The 23,724-nt window shown below is 42.9% G+C and carries 13 protein-coding genes; 5 read left to right on the top strand and 8 right to left on the bottom strand.

Features of this window, described 5'->3' with window-relative positions:
- Positions 1–33 precede the first annotated feature (33 nt).
- The 8 genes from ACFQ1M_RS15090 to ACFQ1M_RS15055 all read right to left on the bottom strand — a co-directional run bounded on the left by ACFQ1M_RS15090 (position 34) and on the right by ACFQ1M_RS15055 (position 12,862).
- The gene (locus ACFQ1M_RS15090; protein WP_386409675.1) at positions 34–729 is read right to left on the bottom strand and encodes a glycerophosphodiester phosphodiesterase; all 696 of its coding nucleotides are present in this window, start codon (positions 727–729) and stop codon (positions 34–36) included.
- Positions 730–910: 181 nt separating this feature from the next.
- Positions 911–2,794 (bottom strand): alpha-amylase family glycosyl hydrolase, encoded by a 1,884-nt coding sequence (locus tag ACFQ1M_RS15085; RefSeq protein ID WP_386409673.1) that lies wholly within the window; start codon positions 2,792–2,794, stop codon positions 911–913.
- Positions 2,794–5,160 carry a TIM-barrel domain-containing protein gene (locus ACFQ1M_RS15080; protein WP_386409671.1) on the bottom strand — a complete coding sequence of 789 codons (2,367 nt, stop codon included), beginning with the start codon at positions 5,158–5,160 and terminating at the stop codon, positions 2,794–2,796. The genes ACFQ1M_RS15085 and ACFQ1M_RS15080 overlap by 1 nt, the downstream gene beginning before the upstream one ends.
- The gene (locus tag ACFQ1M_RS15075; protein ID WP_386409669.1) at positions 5,161–7,089 is read right to left on the bottom strand and encodes a glycoside hydrolase family 13 protein; all 1,929 of its coding nucleotides are present in this window, start codon (positions 7,087–7,089) and stop codon (positions 5,161–5,163) included.
- A gap of 97 nt (positions 7,090–7,186) precedes the next feature.
- Positions 7,187–9,499: a glycoside hydrolase family 65 protein gene (locus ACFQ1M_RS15070; RefSeq protein WP_386409667.1), complete on the bottom strand. Its 2,313-nt coding sequence runs from the start codon at positions 9,497–9,499 to the stop codon at positions 7,187–7,189.
- Between the two features lie 46 nt (positions 9,500–9,545).
- The gene (gene pgmB / locus ACFQ1M_RS15065; RefSeq protein WP_386409665.1) at positions 9,546–10,214 is read right to left on the bottom strand and encodes a beta-phosphoglucomutase; all 669 of its coding nucleotides are present in this window, start codon (positions 10,212–10,214) and stop codon (positions 9,546–9,548) included.
- 3 nt (positions 10,215–10,217) lie between these two features.
- Positions 10,218–11,588: an MFS transporter gene (locus ACFQ1M_RS15060; protein ID WP_386409663.1), complete on the bottom strand. Its 1,371-nt coding sequence runs from the start codon at positions 11,586–11,588 to the stop codon at positions 10,218–10,220.
- A gap of 233 nt (positions 11,589–11,821) precedes the next feature.
- Positions 11,822–12,862 (bottom strand): LacI family DNA-binding transcriptional regulator, encoded by a 1,041-nt coding sequence (locus tag ACFQ1M_RS15055; protein ID WP_386409661.1) that lies wholly within the window; start codon positions 12,860–12,862, stop codon positions 11,822–11,824.
- 227 nt (positions 12,863–13,089) lie between these two features.
- Between ACFQ1M_RS15055 and ACFQ1M_RS15050 the strand changes: the two genes are divergently transcribed.
- The 5 genes from ACFQ1M_RS15050 (at position 13,090) to ACFQ1M_RS15030 (ending at position 23,592) form a co-directional block, all read left to right on the top strand.
- Positions 13,090–16,050 (top strand): SusC/RagA family TonB-linked outer membrane protein, encoded by a 2,961-nt coding sequence (locus ACFQ1M_RS15050; protein ID WP_386409660.1) that lies wholly within the window; start codon positions 13,090–13,092, stop codon positions 16,048–16,050.
- Positions 16,051–16,062: 12 nt separating this feature from the next.
- A complete protein-coding gene (locus ACFQ1M_RS15045) occupies positions 16,063–17,634 on the top strand; it encodes a RagB/SusD family nutrient uptake outer membrane protein (protein ID WP_386409658.1) in 1,572 nt (523 codons plus the stop codon).
- 17 nt (positions 17,635–17,651) lie between these two features.
- A complete protein-coding gene (locus ACFQ1M_RS15040) occupies positions 17,652–18,758 on the top strand; it encodes a SusE domain-containing protein (protein ID WP_386409656.1) in 1,107 nt (368 codons plus the stop codon).
- A 29-nt stretch (positions 18,759–18,787) separates the two neighbouring features.
- Positions 18,788–20,605, top strand: a complete 1,818-nt coding sequence (locus ACFQ1M_RS15035) for a SusE domain-containing protein (protein WP_386409654.1) — start codon at positions 18,788–18,790, stop codon at positions 20,603–20,605.
- Positions 20,606–20,682: 77 nt separating this feature from the next.
- On the top strand, positions 20,683–23,592 hold the full coding sequence (locus tag ACFQ1M_RS15030) for an alpha-amylase family glycosyl hydrolase (protein WP_386409652.1): 2,910 nt from the start codon (positions 20,683–20,685) through the stop codon (positions 23,590–23,592).
- The last annotated feature ends 132 nt before the right edge of the window (positions 23,593–23,724 follow it).

The raw sequence follows: 23,724 nt of genomic DNA, 5'->3' as shown, positions 1-23,724 counted from the left end.
TTTGCTATTCAAAAATGGCCAGTAAGAAATAAACTACTCTCGTAGCCGTTCGGGATAATCGGTAATGATCGCCTCCACCCCGAGCGCCCTCATCCGTTGAATATCTGCAGGATCGTTTACCGTCCATGTATAGATCTTATAACCTTCAGACTGAATGGCTTTGACATTCCCCTTGGTCAAGAATCTGTGATTTGGATGAATTGAAAATGCGTTTAGCTCCTTGGCCACATCAATGGCGTCAAGAGGATCGTCCTCGGTGAGGATCCCGATCGGAATTTCTTTGTTAAGTTGATAAAAACTTCTTAGCTCATCCCAATCAAAACTTGAGACGATAAAATCCTTTGGGTTCCAACCCTGTTTCTCTATGTAGTAGTTGAGAATGAATGCAACCCTGTCCGCGGTTCCAGGGCCCTTTAGCTCTACATTCAGCTTCACTTTTTTATCAAGTGCTTTCAGCACATCTTGAAGTAAGGGTATGGTATATTCGCCCTCGACTTTGAGTTGCTTTAGCTGAAAGTAGGTATGGTCCATCACGTAGCCTGTACCATTCGTTGTACGGTCCAATGTTGTATCATGAATGACAACAATTTCCCCGCTAGCACATTTGAACACATCGATCTCTACCCCATCAACTCCTAGCTCCATGGCCTTCTTCACTGATGCAACCGTATTTTCGGCCACATGTCCACGTGCACCTCGGTGTCCAATATTTAGCGGTGTTGTTTTCATTTCCTGACAGGATTGGAGGGTTATTGTTACTAAAACGCAGCTCAACACTTTTGAAAAACATGTCATGTTCGAATCAGTTTTATTTCACCAAAAATAACAAACCTCACAGGAATCATAATCCTGTGAGGTTAACATGCCGAATTTACGTTTACTTGGATAGGTTGTTTTATTCAGCACTGCATTATTTTATTTTAAATATAAAAGATTCTAACGGATGTATCTCTAAAGCCAAACTTCCTTTTCCATTTTCAACTTTTAAGTTGGATGTGAAAGCCGATTCGCCAAGTTGGTCCTCAACTTTATAGGTCCCATCTTCAAGATTCCATTTGGCGATGAGATCGGATGGCAACTTGAGATTCAAAGTGTATTTCTTCTGTTCATCAAAGTTATTGACGATGATCAACTTTTCGTTTGCCGACCATCGCACAAATGAGAACAGTCGATGGTCATAGCCTTCCGTCTCCTCACGATTGATGAAGTGAATTTCTTGATAGTTCCCCATCAAGGCATCGCTACCCAGCGTGAAATTGAGCAGTCTCCTATAAAAGTTACGAAGGTCGACTTCCTCGGTGGAAAGTTGTCCCCCATCGAATTTTTTGTCATTCACCCATCGTTGGTGATGCGGCACTCCGATATAATCGAAGATAGAAGTACGGGTGGGCTTGCCAAAACCAGCATCCTCAGCTCCAGGCTCCCCTACTTCTTGTCCAAAATAGATCATGGTAGGTGAGGTAGAAATAGTTGCCGACAATACCATGGCTGGCTTACCTTTTACTGCATTTCCAGCGAAGTCTGGGCTTGCGATACGCTGTTCGTCATGATTCTCTAAAAAGTGAAGCATATGATGTTCTATATCGGCCAAACCGTCTTGGATCTTTGGCAAATGGTCTGTTTTTCCATGTCCTTGCATAATATGCTTCAGGGTATCGTAAAGCTCCACTTTGTCGTAGAGATAATCCATTTTTCCTTTTTTGATGTAGTCTCGATATAAGGAGGGGTTATACACCTCCGCTAGTAAAAAGGCGTCTTCATTGGCATTTTTGATAGCGGTATTGAGGTAGCTCCAGAACTCTACCGGGACCATCTCTGCCATGTCAAATCTAAAACCGTCCACACCCATGGCGGTCCAGTATAAAGCAATTTCCTTGAATTTCTTCCAAGAGTTGGGCACGTCCTTATCCTTCCAAAACTCAAAATGGGCAGAAACATCTTTCGAATCGTATCCTTCTGGCAATTGATCAAAATCCTTGGTTCCATCCGGACGAACGCCATAATTTACCTTCACCGTTTCGTACCAATCGTGAAATCCAGGTTGTGCGCGTCTCGAACCGTTTCCTGTCCATTTTGCTGGACTTTCTTCAAATTTACCATCCGCTAATGGGTTTTTCTCCCCACCTAAGGGCAGATATCCATCTTGCCAAATAGGTACTTGAAAGTCTTCGCCTGGCATATAATAGAAATTATTTTCGCGCTTATATTCAACAGTGGTATCATCTTCTGCTCCGAAATCGCTCACTCCCTTTGGATTGGTCAATCCAGAGTAATTCCGTGCTACATGATTGGGAACTATATCAATGATGACCTTGAGGCCTGCATCATGTGTTCTTTTGATCAATGCTTGGAATTCCTCTAACCGTTTTGATGGATCTACGGCCAAATCTGGGTTTACATTGTAATAATCCTTTACCGCGTAAGGAGATCCGGCACGTCCTTTCACTACATCAGGATCGTCATTTGAGATGCCGTATGCGGTGTAATCTGTGATCACATCATGGTGCGGCACTCCTGTATACCAGATATGAGTGACTCCTAAGTCCTTGATCTCTTTGAGGGCCTTTTCGGTAAAATCTTCGAATTTCCCTACCCCATTTTCTTCAATGGTTCCCCAAGGCTTATTGGTCGTATTTGTATTTCCAAAGAGTCTTGTGAAAACTTGATATACGACCTTCTTTTGTTCTTTCACAGCAGTGGTGTTATGTTCCATCGTTTCTTTTTCAACTTTTTTTTCTTGTTTGCATGCTACCTGCAGTGTCATGGCCAAGAAAATGAATATTATTCTTTTCATCACAATTTTATTTTCAGTTTGAAAACATCGGTGGTTTTTATGACCGCGATCTTCTTTTTGTCCTTCCAAATGAAGTCTACTTTCTTACCATTAGACCTGATCATTCTAGGCTTTCTGCTCAATCCATGGATCTTTAAGGTAATATTTCGATCTTTAACAGAAAAACCATCAGCTATAAAACGATCTGAGCTAAGACGAAGGGTTTTGCCATTCGAACAACTTTCAAAACGAAGCATTTCATATTTTTCCTTCTCAAAGGCCTTCGGTGTTTTCCCATCGTCGTTGTAGAGCGTTCGTTTACTTTTTTCAATAGAATCGTCATAAAAGAAATGCAGATCCAGTTGCTGTATTGAATACTCTTCCGTTGTCTGCACTGGCTGCACCATTGGAATAAAGCTTCCGCCACGCACGAAAGTTGGGATGTATTCCTCTTTAACTTCAACTTTGGCGGTGTTTCCACCTTCAAATTTCTTGGATGAATAGAAATCGAACCATATGCTCCCTTTCGGAAAGTAGACCTCATGTGTAGTTTCTCCTCTCTTCATCACCGGTGATATAAGAAAATCGTCTCCCCAAAAATAGGTATTGGCGATCGTTGTTGCCTTCTCACTGTCATCTTCAAAAAACAACGGTCGCATCAAGGGAATCCCATGACGATGATTTTGAAAGATCGCATTGTAGTTATAGGGAAGAAGACGATAGCGTAATTCGATGGCCTGCTTTGCCAATTCTTTGGTGTGCTCATTCTTGTAAACAGGTTCTGAGGGCACCGACTCTTGTGCATGCGGACGATAGATGGGCTGAAAGACGCCATACTGCAACCAACGAATGTATAATTCATCGTCATCATAATCGCCAGCAAAACCTCCAAGGTCCGAATGCATGAAACCCATGCCTTGCATGCCCATTTGCAATGCGATCTCTGGTTGAGGTTGAAGTCCTCCCCAACTGCGATTCACGTCTCCACTCCATGGGATCATCCCAAATCGTTGCGAACCTGAATATCCAGCCCGCATTAGTATGAAAGGTCGTTGATCTGGGAAGTCTCTTTGATAACCTTCGTATACCAAGCGCGCCCAGTCATGACCATATGTATTATGAACCTCATCAGCAGAACCGACCGCATGCTGTAGATCTGAAGGATGCACTTCGGGCTCCCCAAGATCGCCCCACCATCCGCCGACTCCGTATTCTGACGTAAATTTCCTGTAAATGTTCCAGAACCAGTCTTTTCCATCCTTTTTATAAATATCTATAAGACCTGTATTTCCAAAATAAAAGTCATACCGATATGGCATACCAATCGAATCTGTGCCAAGTATTTTCTTTTCAACCGCTTCATCCCAGTTTTTACTAGTTGAAAGAATAAAAGGTTCTGTGATCAATAGGGTCTTCACTCCTTTTTGGGCAAGATCTTTGATCATTTTTTTGGGGGTTGGGAACGAATCGCGTTCGAACTCGAAATTTCCCATGTGCCCTTTGATATCTTTCCCAAACCAGTACAGGTCGAGAATGATCGCATCCACAGGAATTTCCGCTTCGAAGAATCTATCGATCGTCTCTGTGGCTTCCATTTGGGAATGGTATCCAAATCGGCTGGCAAAATTTCCTAGCGCCCAACGCGGGATCATGGGTTGTCTCCCAGTCAAATTTGTATAGTTGCCCATCACTTCTTTCCAATCATCGCCCGAGACTATTTGATACGTCATTCGGCCAGAAATGGTCTCGTATTGAAGGGTGTTGTCCTTTTTGCTATCGAGATCCAAATAGCCTATAGGAGCGTTATCGAAATGGATCATATATCTCTTGCTGGAAATCACTATGGGCATGGTAAAGTTCATCAACTCGGAATGGGTCTCATATCCATAATGAGCTTTGTTATAAAGTTCTAAACGATATCCTCGGCGATTCATACCCAAGGCTCGGGCACCGCCTCCGTAGAGCACCTCATTTTTATCGAGATTGAATTGAATCTTCTGTAAGCTGTCCGCATGAAAGCCCCTTTTCTCGGAGATGAGTTCTTTACCTTTATACTTGTAACTGATCTTAAAAGGCGAAGTGGTGATCGTCACGGTCATGCCTTTGGTCCCATAGGTAATATCTTCACCTACGTACGAATAGGCGGTCTTTAAATCGTTGGGCTGCATCACAACTGCATGAGAATTTGAATTAAAATTCTCTCCCGTTGGAACAAAGGAGGTCTCTAAAATTCCTTCGGAATAGGGTTTAAAAATATAGTTTCCATCGCTGGTCTTCACGGTAAGCGCGTTATTCTCCTCCGAGTGTGATAGGTATTTGCGCGAAGGATTTTGCGCATTGATCAAGCTTAATGAAAAGAGAAAAAACAGAAATATGATCTTCTTCATCTATTGAAATTTTGTCGTTAACACGAGCGGCCCTTTCTCGGCAAGTTGTATATCATCGCCCCAATAAATGGTTTCGTTCGTTACTATGTTTTTCAACTTCTTGCCAGCGAGCCCGATCTCAGCGTATCGCTTTAGATCGATGGTGATAGGTGTTTCATTCTTATTAAGAATTAGCACGACCGTTTCGTCATCCATGATTCGAAAAAGGAAATAGGTCCCCATAAAAGGCCCGAAATGAACGGTCTTACCATCATGAATGGCTCTACTATCTTTTCGATAGTTGAGGAATTTCTTTAGAAAGCGCTGCATATCTTTTTGAGCGACTGACAATCCTTGCCCTGTGAATGCATTGACTTCATCTTCCTCCCAACCTCCTGGAAAGTCGGTACGAATCAAACCATGGTCTCCTGGTTTATCCGTGTTTTCCATTAAGACCTCCGTTCCATAGTAGATCTGAGGAATGCGTGGCAACGTTAAGAAAGTGGCCAAGGCCATTTTGGTATTGGGTACATCTTCATTTAATCTCGTGAATACGCGATCCATATCGTGGTTATCTGGAAAAACCATGATATCTTTTGGTGAGGCATAGTAAAAATCATTCGCAAGCCCTTCGTATATCTTAACCAAGCCTGTATTCCAATTTTCTGGTTCCTTCAGCGCATCGGCAACAGCCTGCTGCATCGCAAAATCCATCGTAGAGGTCAAATTAGAGTCGTAACCATCCCTATTGTTGGCCCCCTCCTGCCAATAACCGATAAGCAATGGATTGTAGCTCCATTCTTCACCAACGATACTAAAGTTTGGGTATTCTTCCATAATGGCGCCTGCCCATTCAGACATAAATTGCTTGTCTGGATATGGATAGGTATCTTGGCGAATCCCTCCGAGACCTAATGTTTCTATCCACCAAATGCTATTTTGAACCAGGTAATTACCCATAAATGGGTTACGCTGATTCAGATCGGGCATTGAACTTACAAACCAACCATTGGCCATGCCCTCTTTATCAGCTACCGAGGCATAGCTATCTTGATTTGCCGTGCGGCGGTGATTGGAGAATGTTGTAGGCTCCTTGTTCTCGAAGTCTTTTTGATAATTTACCCAATTTTTAAAAGGAAGGTCCTTCATCCACCAATGTTCTAAGCCACAGTGATTGGCCACTTGATCCATGATCAGCTTTATTCCTTTTTTTCGAGTCTCGTCTGCCAATCTTTTATAATCCTCCAAAGAGCCAAAACGTGGATCTACCTCGTAAAAGTCAGTCATCGCATATCCATGGTAGGACCATTGCGGCATATCGTTGGTAAGTAAAGGCGACGGCCAGATTGCCGTAAAGCCCATGTCCGAAATATAATCTAGATGGGCGATGATTCCGGCAATATCTCCCCCATGGCGCGCGTAATCTTTAGACCGGTCGATCGTCGCTTCTTTAAGTCCAGCAACAACGTCATTGGAAGTTTCTGCATTGGCAAAACGATCCGGAGTGATCAGATAGACTGCGTCACTACTATCAAAGCCAACATAGTCCTCAGGCTTTTTTAAACGGGCCTTTAGCTCATACGTGTGCTTCTTTTCAGTACCACTAGGATAGGTAAATACTATATCGAATACTCCTGCTTCTGTTTCGGGTGCTATATGAAGATCCAAAAAGAGATAATTTGGACTGTGCGCACTATGTACTTTTTTGATAGTGACCCCAGGATATATGATCTTTACAGTAGCTTCCCCTATATTTGGCTCTTTGACCAGGAGTTGTAAATGAGTATTATGAAACCCTATCCACCAATTAGGTGGCTCTACCCGCTCCACTTTTTGATTAGAAACAGGATTGGTGTCGACTGTTGAGGTCGAGGTCGAATCCTTTTGTTTACAACCTAGGCTACCAAACAAAAGAAGGATATAAAATCCTATTTGATAAATGGGCTTCATAAGTTTATTGGTTTTGGCATGGTGATATTCCCAAAAACCAAATTCCAAAGGCCTGGGCTTTGGAATTAGGAATTTGAGATATCTTATTTATTTTCAATTATCTGTCTAAGCTTACCATGTTGTTTGGCGATACCGTTACTTCTTTCCCATCGACCAAGATCATCAGTTCCTTGTCGCCTTCCAGTTCAAATGTGACGCCAGACTGCGCAACATTGACCTTGAGTATTTGGTGTCTAAAGTTGACCTTAAACGAATAGGCATCCCATTCTAATGGTATCTTTGGCTCAAAAGAGAGGGTGTCATTCTTCACGCGCATACCACCAAAACCTTCTACGATACTCATCCAAGTCCCAGCCATGGACGTAATGTGCAGTCCTTCTTCGACTTCCTTGTTGTAATCATCCAAATCTAGACGAGAGGTCCGCAAATAAAATCTATAGGCCTGTTCCATCTGGTCTAATTTTGCCGCTTGAATACTGTGCACACATGGTGAAAGTGAACTCTCATGAACTGTAAATGGTTCATAGAAGTCAAAGTGACGCTTCAATTCTTCAAGGGAAAAATGATCCTCGAAAAAGTAAAAGCCTTGAAGCGTATCTGCTTGCTTGATGTAAGGCGACCTTAGAATTCTATCCCAAGACCACTTTTGGTTGATAGGGCGCTGAGAAGGATCTAAGTCAGCAACAGTGACCAACTCCTTGTCCAAGAAACCATCTTGCTGCAAATAAATTTGGTGTTCTTCTGAATATGGAAAGTACATATTGTCTGCAACTTCTTGCCATTTCTCAACCTCGGCCCAATCGAGATTTACCTTATCCATCACACGGTCATAATCTTCCGTATATTCGGATTCTATCTTTTTAATGTTTTCTATGGTATAATCGATGCACCATTTGGCGATATAGTTGGTATACCAGTTATTGTTGATATTATTCTCATATTCGTTGGGACCAGTAACCCCTAAGATCACAAACTTCTGCTTTGCTGCGGAATAAGTTGCCCTTTGATGCCAAAAACGAGCGATCCCGATTAGGACCTCCAAGCCCATTTCAGGAATATAGCTATAGTCGCCGGTGTATCGGTGATAGTTATAAATGGCGAACGCTATAGCTCCATTTCGATGAATCTCCTCGAAGGTGATCTCCCACTCGTTGTGACACTCTTCTCCATTCATCGTAACCATAGGATATAATGCCGCCCCGTTGCTAAAACCTAATTTTTCAGCATTTTCGATAGCCCTCTCCAAATGGTTGTAGCGGTATTTCAATAAGTTTCTTGCCACGCCTTGATCCTTGGTCGCCATATAGAAAGGTATACAGTATGCTTCGGTATCCCAATAGGTGCTTCCACCATATTTTTCGCCAGTGAACCCTTTGGGTCCAATATTCAAGCGAGGATCCTTACCTAGGTAGGTATGGTTCAACTGCATGATGTTGAAACGAATTCCCTGTTGTGCCTGTATATCACCTTCAATCGTGATATCGGCCATTTCCCAGATCTTTGCCCACGCATCCTTCTGTGCCGAGAGCAGTCCATCGAAGCCTAAAGCCGAAGCCTTGTCGAACGCTCTTTTTGAAGCGGTGACCAGATCATATTTATCATGATTCATGGAGTTGGTGTAGCCAGCTAGCTTTTGAATAGCGACTGTTTCACCTTTGGAAACCTTCATTTCATATTCAAAGGAAATTTTCACTGATGACTTTTCCACTCCTTGTTTTAGGTGAATCTCAACGGCATTTTTGAATAGCGCCACTTCCATCCCTGTACATACATAAAAGTGGGTCTTCTCGGTGCGTGAGGTAATGAAGGCTCGATTATCTTCATGACGAACGTCCAAGGTATCCCAAAACTTATCGTCCCAATTGCTATCCTCATTATGGATACCGGCATCCAAATAGGGCTCCAATACGATCGTCGCGTCCGAATTGACCGGTGTTACTTGGTAGTTGATCGCTCCTACCTCATCGATATCAATACTGAGAAAACGCTTAGAGACCACCTTAATGATGATGTCATTCTGTAGGGTTGCTGTAAAGCGACGCTCGTACCATCCTTCTTTCATGTTGAGTTCTCGACGAAAATCTTCGACCTTCTTACATTTATAAAGATCTAATTGTTCTCCATTGACATAGACATTGATTCCTATCCAATTGGGAGCATTCAACACTTTTGCAAAATATTCAGGATATCCATTTTTCCACCATCCTACGCGGGTCTTATCAGGATAATAGACTCCTGCTACATAGCTTCCTTGAAATGTTGGTCCTGAATAATGCTCTTCAAAGTTTGCTCGTTGTCCCATGGCACCGTTTCCGATGCTGAAAAGGCTCTCTGAAGATTTTACGCGTTCTACATCAAAACCTTCTTCGATGATCGACCAATTATCTGGCTTGATATAATCTTGGTTCATTTTTATTAGGTTTTAGTCCCGAGGACTCGGGACGGGCATGGCCCTATTAGTTGTTTACTGGTTCTGTTAGTTGTTCTAAAAGATCGTCAGGAAAATATGTAAAGTCCTGATATACAAAGGTAGCATGTCCTAAGTTATCTTCACTACCAATTCCTATAGAAATCATATTTGCGGCATTTGCGGCCGAAACTCCAGCCACCGAATCCTCAAATACGATGCAGTCTTTGGGGTCACAGTTTAGCTGAGATGCACCTATAAGAAACACCTCTGGATCTGGTTTGGCCTTGGTTACGTTGGTTCCATCTACAATGGTGTCAAAAAGGTGCAGCAATTCGACCTTAGCGAGAATGGCCCTTGCATTTTTACTGGCTGAACCAAGTGCTATGGGAAAACCCGCCTCTTTTACTTTCGATACAAAATCGTAAACGCCGGGTAAAATATCATCTTTGGTCATCTTTTGCACGTACTGCAAATATTCGATGTTCTTATCTGCTGTAATGGCGTCAAATCGTTCTTGCGAGATACTGGCTCCGGCCCAATCCAATATCTTATGTAAAGAATCGATTCGACTTACGCCCTTAAGTTGTTCGTTGAGTTCTTCGGTAAGTTCAAAGCCAAAGATGGCCGCAGCATTCTTCCATGCCAAGTAATGGAAATGCGCCGTGTCGACAATCACTCCATCTAAATCGAAAATAAATCCTTTCTTCTTCGTCATTTTTTATTCTTGATACATTATTGCTTTTTTCTCTGTGATCAGGAAGTTACATAGCCCAGCGATCACCAAGCTAATCCCTGCTACTATCATGGCGTTTATCGTCTCATTTCCTATTAGTTTATAGGCGAGATTAATTCCTCCAAGTGCGGCTATGATCTGTGGGAGAACAATAAACATATTGAACAGCCCCATAAATACACCCATTCGTTTCGGGTCTACAGAACTCGATAGCATCGCGTATGGCATTGAGAGAATGCTACCCCATGCAATTCCTATCAAAGAAAAGGATAGGATCAACCATTCCGGCGAAGGAATGAAATACATGCTAATAAAGCCTACACCACCAAGAATTAAGGAAGTCATATGTACATACTTTCTATTGATTCTTCTCTTTGAAGTATATAAGGTCAACAAAAGAGCAAAGGCCATGCTTGATAGACCATAGACTCCCATATAAGACCCCACCTTATTCGAGGCTTCTTGTGACGAGGCGCCTGCCGCTTCAAATGCGACTTTTTGTGCTTCAATATTCATGTTGTAAGCACTTTCTAGGGGAACGGGTGCTTTAAATGTAAACTCGGTCAGTGCCGGATTTGCTAAGCTCCACATCGTGAAAAAGGCAAACCAACTGAAAAATTGGATGAGCCCAAGTTTTTTCATCGTAATTGGCATCTTACCAACGTTCTCTATCATGTCACTGACAAAAGTGTTCTTTTTTTCTTTCTTTTCTTTCAAGAAGGCCTCCATATCTTCAGGAGGATACTCGCTTGTGGTAAAGATGGTATACAGAATACTGATCAAGAAAACGAATGCTCCTATGGCAAATGCTACTTTTACAGAATTCGAGACTTCACCAGGCACTGGATTATCGACAACCCCTAGTTTGGAAACCATCCAAGGAAGATTACTTGCTACCCAAGTACCAATACCGATGATCAGTGTTTGCACCACAAAACCATACGATCTTTGAGAGTCATCCAGTTTGTCCGCAACGAGTGCTCTAAAAGGTTCCATTGAAATATTGATAGAAGCATCCATTATCCAAAGAAAGCCAGCAGCCATCCACAAGGCCGAAGAATGTGGTACAAAAAAGAGAGCCAAAGAACTTAGAATAGCTCCAATCAAGAAATAAGGCCTTCTTCTACCTAGTTTTGGATGCCAAGTTCTATCACTTAGATACCCGATGATGGGTTGGACTATAAGACCTGTCAGTGGTGCTGCAATCCACAGCAGAGGGATATCATCTTTGCTTGCTCCGAGATCTTGGAAAATTCTGGACATAAATCCGCCTTGCAGGGCAAATCCGAATTGTATCCCTAGGAAACCAAAACTCATGTTCCATATTTCCCAGAAACTTAATAAACGCTTTTTCATTGTGTCGTTCCGATTAATTCATTCGGTCCGATGGAATTTGCGCGCAAGAATTACCATTTAACTGGGGAAGCTAAAGAGCTATCCTTGTTTCGCCCATTTCATCTTCGAAATCGTTATAGTTCTATGATAAGCGAAAAACTTATCAAGACTTACTTAAGTTGAGAAGTAAAAATATAAGCCTTGACGTGGGTGTAAAGATAAAATAAATGTCTAAACAAACAACACCAACCCCCTTATTTTGTGGAGTCTCTCTCAATGAGCGACGTCTTTATGATCTTGGTGGTAAATGATTCTTCATCCTCGATCTCATCCAACTTATCGATCAACAAATTGGCTGCGGTCTCTCCGATCTCTGTTCCATGTTGATCTACCGTTGTGAGGCTGGGAAATGAGTGTTTTGATAAAACGCCATCAGAGAAACTGACCACTTGAAGATCTTCTGGAATTTTGATCCCTTTCTTCCGCGCTACTTTCATCGCTGTCACAGCGTATAGTTCGTTTACTGCAAAAACACCGTCGATATCATTGTTCTTTTCAAAGGTCTTTTCGATCTCACGTTCTAGACTGTCGATCTCCTTATCCGAACTATGCGTATCCTTCGCTTTGATGATAAGCTGAGGGTCTGCCTCGATCTTATGTTCATGCAACGCCTCGATGTATCCCAATGTCCTCAATTTCCCTACATTCACATAGTCTTTTGTGGTAAGCAGCAGTATCCGCTTACAGCCGCTTTCTATCAAACGATTTACAGCCGCCTTGGCACCTTCGGTGTCATCCACGATGATCTTATCACACAAGATATCATTAACAACGCGATCGAACATTACGATAGGGATCCCTTGATTGATCGTTTCAATTAAGTGGTGGTAATCTTGTTGTTGAAGGGTTTCTTTGGCCACGGACATTATAAATCCATCAATACTTCCATTGACCAAGGTTTCGATGTTAATCACTTCCTTGTCGAAAGATTCATTGGACAGACCAATGATCACATTATAGCCTCTAGCATTTGCCACTTGCTCAATCCCGCTGATCACCTTGGCAAAAAAATGATGAACGATCTCTGGAATGATAACCCCGATGGTCTTGGTCTTTCTATTCTTAAGACTCAACGCGATATTATTTGGCCGATAATTATACAATTTGGCAAAAGCCTGTATCTTCTGACGCGTATCCTTACTTATTTCCTTGCTGTCTTTGAGCGCTTTAGAGACCGTTGATATGGATACATCCAATTCTCTTGCTATTTGTTTTAGGGTTATTTTTCTTTTCATGGAAGTATGAAGTTGTTAATTTTTCACGCCTTTTATTATGGTATCGATATTATTCGCTTTTAGGTCTTAACAGATTCTCGATTTGGAAAAGTTTTCAACACGAAAACGTTGTAATTGCCCAGTATGACTGATGTCATGAAAATTTCACCTTCATTTTACATAATTTTAACATCGAGAAGTAAAGATATAGCCAAAAGTAATTAAACTAATCTAATCTAGAACATTGTATGAGAACATTGCAACAGTATTTCTTATTGTTGTTTTTGTCATTGTCTACTTTGACAATGGCACAGATCAACGTAAGTGGTACGGTGACAGAACAGGCTTCAGGGCAACCCTTACCTGCGGCCAATGTGGTTATTAAAGGGACATCCACAGGTACCTCTACCGATTTTGACGGAAACTATCAGATACAAGCAAATGAGGGTGACGTCTTGGTATTTTCCTACGTGGGCCTATTACCACAAGAAGTAATCGTAACATCTTCAACCTCGGTGCTTAACATCGCCTTGGAAGAAGACGCCGCCAAACTAGACGAGGTTGTTGTGATCGGTTATGGTACAACCACGGTAAGAGATGCTACCGGATCTGTGACTGCGGTGACCTCGGAAGAATTCAACCAAGGTAATATCGTCACTGCCGAAAACCTATTGAACGGTAGAACGGCCGGGGTTACGGTAAATACATCGGGTGCACCAGGATCAGGTTCAACGATTAGAATTCGTGGTGGAGCTTCATTGACCGCATCTAACGACCCGCTTATCGTTATAGATGGTTTACCGGTCTCTAACAGTACTGCGGGTGGTTCCAGGTCCGTCTTAGCTGCGATCAACCCAAATGACATCGACTCTTTCTCGATCTTAAAAGATGCCTCGGCATCCGCTATTTATGGTAGCCGCGCTTCTAACGGGGTTATCATCATTACCACGAAAAAAGGTAGAAAGAGCTTAAGCGTTAATTATGACGCTACCCTCGGTTTTAATACCATTGCAGACAACATCAGTGTATTCTCTGCAGATGAATTTAGAACCTTGATCAACGACCGTCAACCAGGACTTGCAGGAGAACTTGGAAATGCAAACACCAACTGGCAAGATGAGATCTTTAGAAACACAACCACTTTTACACAAAACTTATCGGTAAGAGGCGGATTGTACAAAGGAGCACTGCCAGCAAGACTTTCGGCAGGACAAAGTAGCCAACCTGGGGTTTTAGAGACCTCGAAATTCAATAGATATAGTTTTGGATTGGCGCTGAATCCTAGTATGCTCGATGATCATTTCAAGATCAATTTAAATGCGAATTTTACGAGAGAGGAAAACAGGTTTGCCGACCAAGGGCAGATCAATGCAGCGCTTAGGTTCGACCCTACGCAATCTGTATATGACCCAGCAAGCCCTTTTGGAGGTTTCTTTCAGTATTTCGATGCCAATGGTGATAAAAGACCAAATGCGCCCTCAAACCCAGTTGCCACCCTCTTACAAACTAGAAATATCGGTGGTGTAAGCAGGTTCTTTGGAAAAATAGAATTTGATTATAAATTACATTTCTTTCCAGAGCTTAGAGCGGTTGTTCAGCTTGGTCTAGATTCCTCCAATGGAAATGGCTCCAATATTGTGGACCCAAGATCATTCAATGGATTTGAAACCGGTACTGGTATCGGCGATCGCCAGGCAAACAATCGATCGTTTTTTGAAAGTTTGAGAGAAAACAAGCAGTTCAACTCGTATCTTGTCTATACCAAGGAGTTTGAAAATGTAAATCTCGAATTGACAGGTGGGTACGATTATCAGAAGTTTCAACGATATGATACAACCACCAACAACCTAAATGCATTTCCTGAGGACTTCGTTGAACCGCGAAGAACTGAGCCCATCGATGTTGTCCTCGCCTCCTTTTTTGGCCGTGCCAATATTGGCCTTAAGGACAAGTATTTGCTGACCTTGACCTATCGCCGAGACGGTTCATCACGATTTGTTGATGACTTTAGATGGGGTAACTTCCCTGCAGCGGCCTTTGCCTGGAAAATAGACCAGGAAGATTTTCTCAAAGATTCTAATCTCATATCCAACCTTAAATTACGATTGGGATGGGGTATCACGGGGCAACAAGAATTTAACGATGGTGCTTTGTTCAATGCCTATCAAAGTACCATAGGAATTTCTCAAGACAGCAACCAATACATCTTTGGGGTCACCCCAATACTTACCGCTTTACCAGGATATCAGAACCCCTTGATCAAGTGGGAGGAAACTTCGCAGTATAACGCCGGAGTCGATTTTGGTATTCTAGATCAAAAGGTAACGGGAACCGTGGACGTCTTTTTCAAGAGATCAAAGGATCTGTTGTTCTTCGCGCCTGTAGCCGACGGAGCCAACTTTAGTAATAGTGGGATTCAGAATATTGGTGAATTCACCTCAAAAGGTGTCGAATTTACTATTGCCTCTGACATTGTTAATACCGAAGATTTTAAATGGAATGTAAGCTATAACGCGACGCTTCTCGATAGAAAAGTGGACCAGTTAGCATTAGGTGCCGACATCGAGACCGGCGGGAGATCTGGAGGTACAGGTGGTACCATTCAAGTTTTGAGGGAAGGCGAGGCCCCTAATTCATTCTTTGTTTACAGACAGCTTTTTGACAATGCTGGGAACCCTATCGAGGGAGCTTTTCAAGATCTAGATGGGAATGGCATCATTAACGCAGCCGATAGATATATCAAAGGAAATCCAGACCCTGACGTTACTATGGGCTTGCGCTCTGACCTAAATTACAAAAACTTCGATCTTTCATTTACCTTCAGGGCTAGTTTAGGCAATGAGGTGTACAACAATGTCTCTTCTGCCAACGGCTACTATAGCCTATTGAATGCGAACGGAATTCCAGCAAATATACCAACAGCTGTTTCAACCACTAATTTTGAAACGTCTACTGCACAAATTATCAATTCCGATATCTTTGTAGAAGACGGTTCATTCTTGAGAATGGACAATGTGATCGTAGGATATACGTTTAGGGACATTGCCGATAAGATCTCCTCTGTGAGATTATGGACAGGTGTGCAGAATGTTTTCCTACTGACGGACTACAGCGGTTTAGACCCTGAGATACCCAGCGGAAATGGCATAGACCAAACCATCTATCCAAGACCGAGAACCTTCCTATTTGGTGCTAACGTTAGTTTCTAAAAAATGATAAAAATGATAAGTTTTTCAAACATAAAACACAGGGCGTTGATAATTGCTTCATCAATCCTTACGCTTGCAGCCTGTACTGGCGACCTAGATACGCAACCTACGGATAACACGGTGACGTTGGCAGACGAGTTTTTGAACAATCCAGATGCCTATCGCCAGGCCCTTGCTGGTTTGTACTCTAATTTTACCTTACCAGGACAAAATGATGCCGGAAGTTCCAATATTTCTGGGATTGATGCTGGATCCAGTGTATTTACGCGTACGTTATGGTACATGCAAGAATTGACCTCGGATTCGGCCATCTGGTCCTATGAGAATGACCCTGGAGTTGGAGACCTTCAACGCAGCATTTGGGTCGACTCGAATGAGTTTGTACTGGGAATGTGGTCTAGAATGGCCCAAACCCTTGCTTTTACTAACAATTTTCTAAGGCAAACCCAAGGACTAACAGACGCTGATGTTCCTGAAATTACCAGCTATAGAGCCGAAACTCGTTTTTTAAGAGCATTGACCTATTACTATTTTATGGACCTCTATGGAAAAGCTCCTTTCGTTACTGAAGCAGATGCTGTAGACCCTAACTTTAAACCTCCACAGGCCGAAAGGTTAGCACTTTTCAATTATATAGAAAGTGAAGTACAGGATTTTATTGATGATCTACCAGACGCTGGCCAAGGAGAATATGGCCGTGCCGACAAAGGCGCTGCCTGGATGCTATTGGCAAAGATCTATTTGAATGCCGAAGTCTATATCGGACAAGATAGATACACCGAGTGTATTTCCGCTTGCAATGCGATCATAGGAAGTTCGGCCTATTCTTTAAATCCAGTTTATGCCAATAATTTCACAGCTGACAACGACCTAAGCTCGGAAATCATTTTTCCTTTCATCTCGGATGGAAGGGTATCGAGAAGTTTTGGTGGAATGACCATTATCTTAAATGGAGAGGTCGGTAGCATTGAAAACAATGGTGACCAGATCGGTGTCAATGGATTTGGAGGTGCCTTACGCCTTAAGTCACAAACATCCAATCTCTTATTAGATGCTGCAGCTGGTGATCGAAATACAGTGATATCTGCAGGACGCCCTATCAATATAATAGATATTGCGGACCAAGGAACAGGATACACCCATGCAAAGTTTACCAACGTAACTTCCGATGGAACTCCTGGAATTGATAGAACATTTCCAGATACAGATTATCCTTTATTTAGATATGCGGACGTTTTACTTATGTATGCCGAAGCGGTAGAAAGAGGTGGTACTGGCGGATCTGAAACCATTGCGCTTGGTTACATCAATGACCTAAGAGATAGAGCGAATGCGCCAAATATCTCTTCCGCAGACCTCACATTAGACCTTATACTAGACGAGCGTGCTGTTGAATTGTTATGGGAAGGTCATAGAAGACAAGATTTGATTCGCTTTGGCAGATTTAGCGGCGGATCTTATAACTGGGAATGGAAAGGAAACTCACCAACAGGAACAGCTATCGGTGCCTTCCGCGATATTTTTCCGATTCCCGCAAGAAGTTTGGGAACCAATCCAAACCTTATACAAAATACAGGTTATTAAACTAAAAAAAATTGAAGATGAAAATTTTTAGAAACATCACTCTTCTTATCTCATCAATAGCCATGCTATCGCTGGCTGTAGGTTGCGATGATGATCTCGAAGAGCTTCAAGTAGATGCGACCCCCGTATCTCCTGCGTTGTCGGCCTTGGACATAGACATGATCGAATTGGATGGGGCTAACACTCAGAATCCAGCCGCAACCTTTCAATGGGCGGAAGCGGATTATGGACAGCAAACAGCAGTGAACTATGAGATACAATTTTCTGCTGATGACTCATTTGCCACGCCTGTTACTGGCGGAATCACTACCAGCAACAGTTCGATCACCCTTTCTATGGGAGAACTTAATTCTAGTGCGGGCAATGCTGGTTTACCTCCTTTTGAGTGGAATACCCTGTATGCAAGAGTTGTTTCCTCTTTGGGAACCCAAAGTAGCATTCAAGCCGCATCGAACACCATTCAATTTCAGGTATATCCCTACTTCAATTATCCTTTTGATGATTTCTATCTGGTAGGAAATGCAACGATGGCGGATTGGAATAACAATAACAACAATCCACTTTTATTCAGAGACCCTTCGAATAGCAAAAAGTACTATTACACCGGATTTTTTGCTGATGGTGCTTTCAAGGTGCTCGAAGTAAAAGGACAATGGCAACCGCAATGGGGTACCAACGATGGTGCCTCAATCGAAGTAAATGATGGAACCGGAAGTGATCCTGGAGTATTCCCTGTACCATCAGGGGCTGGCTTCTATCAGTTCGAGATAGATTTTGCCGCTAACGCTTTTTCGGTCACCGAATTTGATGCTTCTGGTGCAGCCTCATTAACCAGTGTTGGCATCAGTGGTTCTGCTACACCTGGCGGAAGCACAGAAACAGCCTTGACACAATCAAGCTTTGATTCACATATCTGGTATGCAAATAGTGTTCGACTAACGCCAGGTGACCTTCAGTTCATTGCCGACGGAAGTACTGCATGGGGTAGCAATACAGAATTTTCAGGACAGGCTACGGCCGGTGGTGAAAATATTCCTGTGGTTGTAGAAGATGATTATGATGTATGGTTCAATGACCTTACAGGTCGTTACATTATGGTGCCTATTAACTTGTCACAGTCTTAGAAGTGATTTCAACTCAATATAAAACGATTATGAAATATTTATTCAAAAATATAAGTCTCTTCTTGGTCGCACTGACGATGTTGTATTCGTGTGGAGAAGATGATAGCATCGAGGTGTTAGCGCCCGAGGCCGCCTTTGAGCTTCAGCAACCAGGCATCACAAATATCAATTTGAACTTTGCCTTGCCAGACAACCCTGCTTTTACGATTTCTTGGGATGACGACCTTAGCGGTGCAAGTACGTACACCGCAGAAATGTCAATGGATATTGAATTCACAGCTCCTATAAGTCTTGGAACCTCAGATTCAAAAACATTCACTATGACGGTTAGCGAGCTCAATGCCGCTCTCAATAATGCCGGAATTGAAGCCTTTGTCGAAATGCCAATTTATGTACGAGTAACCGGAGGTAATCTTACGACCAATGTCGTTAGATTCGATGTTACAGCGTATCCTGAAATGCCACCTGTATTTACAAGTGTCGATGCTACTACAAGCTATGTACTTTCCGATGTGGCTCCTGACAATGAGGTAGCCCTTATCGAATGGGATGATCTCGACTTTACCAATCTCACGGCAGATGTTAACGTGGATTACACGGTAGAAGTAGCCGAAGTTGGTACCGACTTTGCAGCAGCATTCATACTAGGAACTGTTAATAATACAACTTCGTTGAGTGTTACCCATGCCACAATGAATGAAGCTGCGCTTGCCTCTGGGGGTGTTGCAGAAGAAGCTGGTCAAGTTGAAATAAGAGTTAGCGCTATTGTAAATACAGCGGCCTCGTCTTTTGAAAGAGTCTCAGACATTGTAACGATCAGCGTTACCCCATACAACACCGTATTGGCACCTATACTTTATGGTGTAGGCGCGGGACTTCCTGACGCCGGTTGGGGCTGGGGATCACCTGTAGAATTGACGCTACAAGGAAATGTATATTCTGGCAATGTAAATCTATCTCCAGACAATGGTGGAAACTTTAGATTCTTTACCATCCGTGATGATTGGAACTCGGGACAGAATTTCCCTTGGTACACTGATAGAGGATTTACGATAGATGCTAACTTTGCCAATGCCAACGATGGCGACCAGAATTTCCTATTTACCGGAACAGCTGGCGAATATTTCCTAGAGATCGATATGGCCAATAAAACCATCACCTTGGGCCCAGCCGTTGTAGGTCCTAATTGTGCATTGGATCAATTATGGTTGGTAGGCGCTGGTGTCCCAGATGCAGGATGGGGATGGGGATCGCCGGTTCAGCTACCATGTGTTGGAACTGGTGTCTATGCAGGTAATGTTACCTTTGCCAATGATGCATTCCGTTTCTTTACTACCGAGGGCGACTGGAACTCTGGACAAAACTATCCATTCTATAGCAACGATGGCTATACCATCGATGCTAATTTCGAAAACGCGGCCGATGGCGATAGTAATTTCCGATTCATCGGAACTCCAGGAGAGTTCTATCTAGAGGTTGACACGGTGAATAAGACCATTACTTTAGGAGCCGCACAATCGCAGTGCGCACTTGATCAGTTGTGGTTGGTAGGCGCAGGTGTTCCAGATGCTGGATGGGGATGGGGATCTCCTGTGCAACTACCATGCACTGGTGTTGGTACCTATTCGGGAAGTGTCACCTTTGCAAATGATGCATTCCGCTTCTTCACCGTTGAGGGCGACTGGAATTCGGGACAGAATTATCCGTTCTATATAGGCGAAGGATATACCATCGATGCAAATTTTGAGAATGCGGCCGACGGGGACAGTAATTTCCGTTTTATCGGCACGCCTGGAACGTACAACCTAACAGTTGATACGGTTAATAAGACCATCACATTGAATTAGAGACAATGACCAAATAATCAAATTAAGGCAAAAGGCTATGTGCATGAGCACATAGCCTTTGCCATAAAAATACCGTTATGAAAAAAATAGTACAACTTTCGCTTTTGTTGCTCGTAACGAGCATATTCGCTCAGGTACAAAACGTGACCTTTGACATCAGTCCACCAGCATTTAACGAAGATGAACTAATTACGATCACCGTATCGGGATTGAACCGTGCAACATGGGGACTCACCGCAGACGATGTGAACGATCCGCTTTCTGGGGTTTATTTATGGATGTGGCGAGTAGATGGCAGTGGACAACAAGACTCACCTACAAATGGTTTGTGGACCGACTCGGACGAGTCGCAGCGAATGACTTACAACAGTGTCAATGACGAGTACACCTTTCAGCTAACGCCAGATGCTTTCTTTGGGACGACAGGCATCACTCAAATAGGGATGCTGGTAAAGGCAAATGATGGCACTGGAGACAAAAAATCACAAGATAACCTGGTCGATGTTGGAAGAGCCGTGGTCCAACTGGTTCAGCCAACCGGTGCGGCAGCGGTCGCCGACCCCAATGTAGATTTTGATATTCGAGTTAGGCTCAATACTGGCGGAAGCCCGGTCTTTGCAGCCAACTATGAGGTTTTCTTGAATAATATATCGGTTGCCACGGCTTTTGGATGTGGCACCCCAACTTGTTTGGTAAAGATACCTGTGGCAAACCTTACCGATGGCGAAATTAGAGTTGTCGGAACCAATCCAAGTACTGGAGACTCCAATGAAGCTAGTTTCGAGTTGATCCTTGCACCTAGCTCTATCGACCAAGCGCTACCAGCAGGCCTTGTAGATGGTATCAATTATGATGCAGACCCTACCAAGGCAACCTTGGTCTTGACAGCTCCTTTAAAGGATTACGTACTAGTTGCAGGCAGCTTTAATAATTACAGTCCGTCTACTGCTGATATTATGAAAAGGGATGCAACCACTGGCAAGTTTTGGCTAGAGCTAACAGGATTGACACCAGGGCAAGTGGAGACCTATCAATATTGGGTATATGATGCGAGCCCTATTGCTAATTCGCCAGGGCTGGTAAAGGCAGCAGACCCTTACTCTACTCTGGTCCTTTCTCCTTTTGACGACCCTTTTATTCCTGCTGTATCTTATCCAAATTTACCTACCTATCCTGCCGGTCAGGAAAGAGAGGTCACTGTGCTACAAACAGGTCAAACACCATATAACTGGCAGGTGACCAACTTTAGCAAACCCAAGGAAGAGGATCTGATCATTTATGAGGTATTGGTACGAGATTTTGATGCCAACAGAAACTATCAGGACCTTATCGACCGCATCGAATATTTCAAGGATTTGAACATCAATGCCATCCAATTAATGCCAGTGATGGAATTTGAAGGCAATGAGAGTTGGGGCTACAACACCTCTTTCCATATGGCGTTGGATAAATTCTATGGCACTCCAGACAAGTTCAAAGAATTAATAGATGTATGCCATCAAAATGGCATAGCAGTTATTCTAGACATCGCATTCAATCACGCGTTTGGAAGAAATCCACTGATACGCATGTGGATGAACGACCCTGATGGCGATGGCTGGGGAGGCCCTTCCTCGGAAAATCCTTATTTCAATGAGACAGCACTTCACGCCTATAGCGTCGGAGACGATTTTGATCATAGCAGTCAACTTACTCAAGACTATGTAAAACAAGTTACCGCCTATTGGATAAATGAATATAAGATCGACGGTTTCCGCTGGGACTTAACCAAAGGGTTTACGCAGAATTGTCCTGGTGCGGGAGAAAGCTGCACCAATCAATATCAGCCAGATAGAGTTGCTGTACTTAAAGAATATGCAGATCATACCTGGGCGCAAGATCCAGACCATTATGTGATCTTTGAACATTTAGGCGATGCTGTCGAAGAAAAGGAATGGGCAGACTATCGATTGGGAGAAGGAAAGGGAATCATGATGTGGCGCGAGATGTTTGAAAGCTACAAAGAACTTACTTTGGGATTCACTGCCGACATTTCGGGCATAGGCCATAATAGTAGTAGCTTCAATGGGAAACGAATGCTTGGCTATGCCGAAAGTCATGACAAGGACCGTCTAATGTATGAGGCCATAGAGTTTGGCAATCAAAGTAATCCTTCACACGACGTTCGAGACCTGAATACAGCCCTTTCGCGAATTCCAGCGATTGGAGCATTTTCTTTGATGGTCCCAGGACCGAAGATGATCTGGCACTTTCAAGAGTTGGGCATGAATAATTCGATCTATACCTGTAACAATGGAGTCGTAAATACTGAAGGCGACGCTATCCCTGGAGATTGTAAACTCGATACCAAACCACAACCACAGTGGGCACAGAATTGGTTGGCCGACCCTAATAGAAGAGCGATCTATGATAGCTATGCAACGTTGATCACTTTAAAGATCAACGAACCTGTGTTCGAAGGAGACTATTCGTTCTCTTCCTACAATAACAACAATTTGTTGCAACGACTGTATATTTTTGACACCAGCTTACCTTCAAATACTTTGAAGAGCGTGGTGGTTGTGGCAAATTTTGATGTGGTAGCTCGATCCATAGATCCCAACTTTCCAACCGACTTGGGCAATACCTGGTACAATTTAAGTGATAATTCGTCCATCGATATCACAAGCAGAGCACCTATCATGGTGCCTCCAGGGCAATTTGTTATATACGGTAACGAACCGAACGCTGTACTTAGCAGCGATGAATTTTCCTTGAATTCCCAAGATATCCTTATCTATCCAAATCCTGCATCAGACCTAATATCGGTGGATGCTGAAATAGAAAGAATGACCGTTTACAACATTGCAGGTAAGGCCGTGAAATCGTTTAAAGGGAACAACGATTCCAAATCGTATGATATTCGATCGCTTTCATCCGGACTCTATTTTGTGAAGGTAACTTCGGTCGATGGAAATTCTGAGACCTTAAAATTTATCAAACAATAGTCATTATTGTTTTTTGAAATCGATAAAGAGCGGTGTATTTACATCGCTCTTTTTTGTATATCACATAACGATATGATAATTTAATATCAATCATATTATGAATCCCATTTAATTCCCACCATTTTTTTTGTA

Source organism: Sungkyunkwania multivorans, assembly GCF_042675645.1.
Taxonomy (GTDB): Bacteria; Bacteroidota; Bacteroidia; order Flavobacteriales; family Flavobacteriaceae; genus Sungkyunkwania; species Sungkyunkwania multivorans.
Note: the sequence above shows the minus strand (reverse complement) of the source record. Positions and strands in the feature narration are given on the sequence as shown.

Coding starts and splice junctions, on each gene's coding strand:
- ACFQ1M_RS15090 (WP_386409675.1), bottom strand. CDS start 729: ATGAAAACAACACCGCTAAATATTGGACACCGAGGTGCACGTGGACAT.
- ACFQ1M_RS15085 (WP_386409673.1), bottom strand. CDS start 2,794: ATGAAAAGAATAATATTCATTTTCTTGGCCATGACACTGCAGGTAGCA.
- ACFQ1M_RS15080 (WP_386409671.1), bottom strand. CDS start 5,160: ATGAAGAAGATCATATTTCTGTTTTTTCTCTTTTCATTAAGCTTGATC.
- ACFQ1M_RS15075 (WP_386409669.1), bottom strand. CDS start 7,089: ATGAAGCCCATTTATCAAATAGGATTTTATATCCTTCTTTTGTTTGGT.
- ACFQ1M_RS15070 (WP_386409667.1), bottom strand. CDS start 9,499: ATGAACCAAGATTATATCAAGCCAGATAATTGGTCGATCATCGAAGAA.
- pgmB (WP_386409665.1), bottom strand. CDS start 10,214: ATGACGAAGAAGAAAGGATTTATTTTCGATTTAGATGGAGTGATTGTC.
- ACFQ1M_RS15060 (WP_386409663.1), bottom strand. CDS start 11,588: ATGAAAAAGCGTTTATTAAGTTTCTGGGAAATATGGAACATGAGTTTT.
- ACFQ1M_RS15055 (WP_386409661.1), bottom strand. CDS start 12,862: ATGAAAAGAAAAATAACCCTAAAACAAATAGCAAGAGAATTGGATGTA.
- ACFQ1M_RS15050 (WP_386409660.1), top strand. CDS start 13,090: ATGAGAACATTGCAACAGTATTTCTTATTGTTGTTTTTGTCATTGTCT.
- ACFQ1M_RS15045 (WP_386409658.1), top strand. CDS start 16,063: ATGATAAGTTTTTCAAACATAAAACACAGGGCGTTGATAATTGCTTCA.
- ACFQ1M_RS15040 (WP_386409656.1), top strand. CDS start 17,652: ATGAAAATTTTTAGAAACATCACTCTTCTTATCTCATCAATAGCCATG.
- ACFQ1M_RS15035 (WP_386409654.1), top strand. CDS start 18,788: ATGAAATATTTATTCAAAAATATAAGTCTCTTCTTGGTCGCACTGACG.
- ACFQ1M_RS15030 (WP_386409652.1), top strand. CDS start 20,683: ATGAAAAAAATAGTACAACTTTCGCTTTTGTTGCTCGTAACGAGCATA.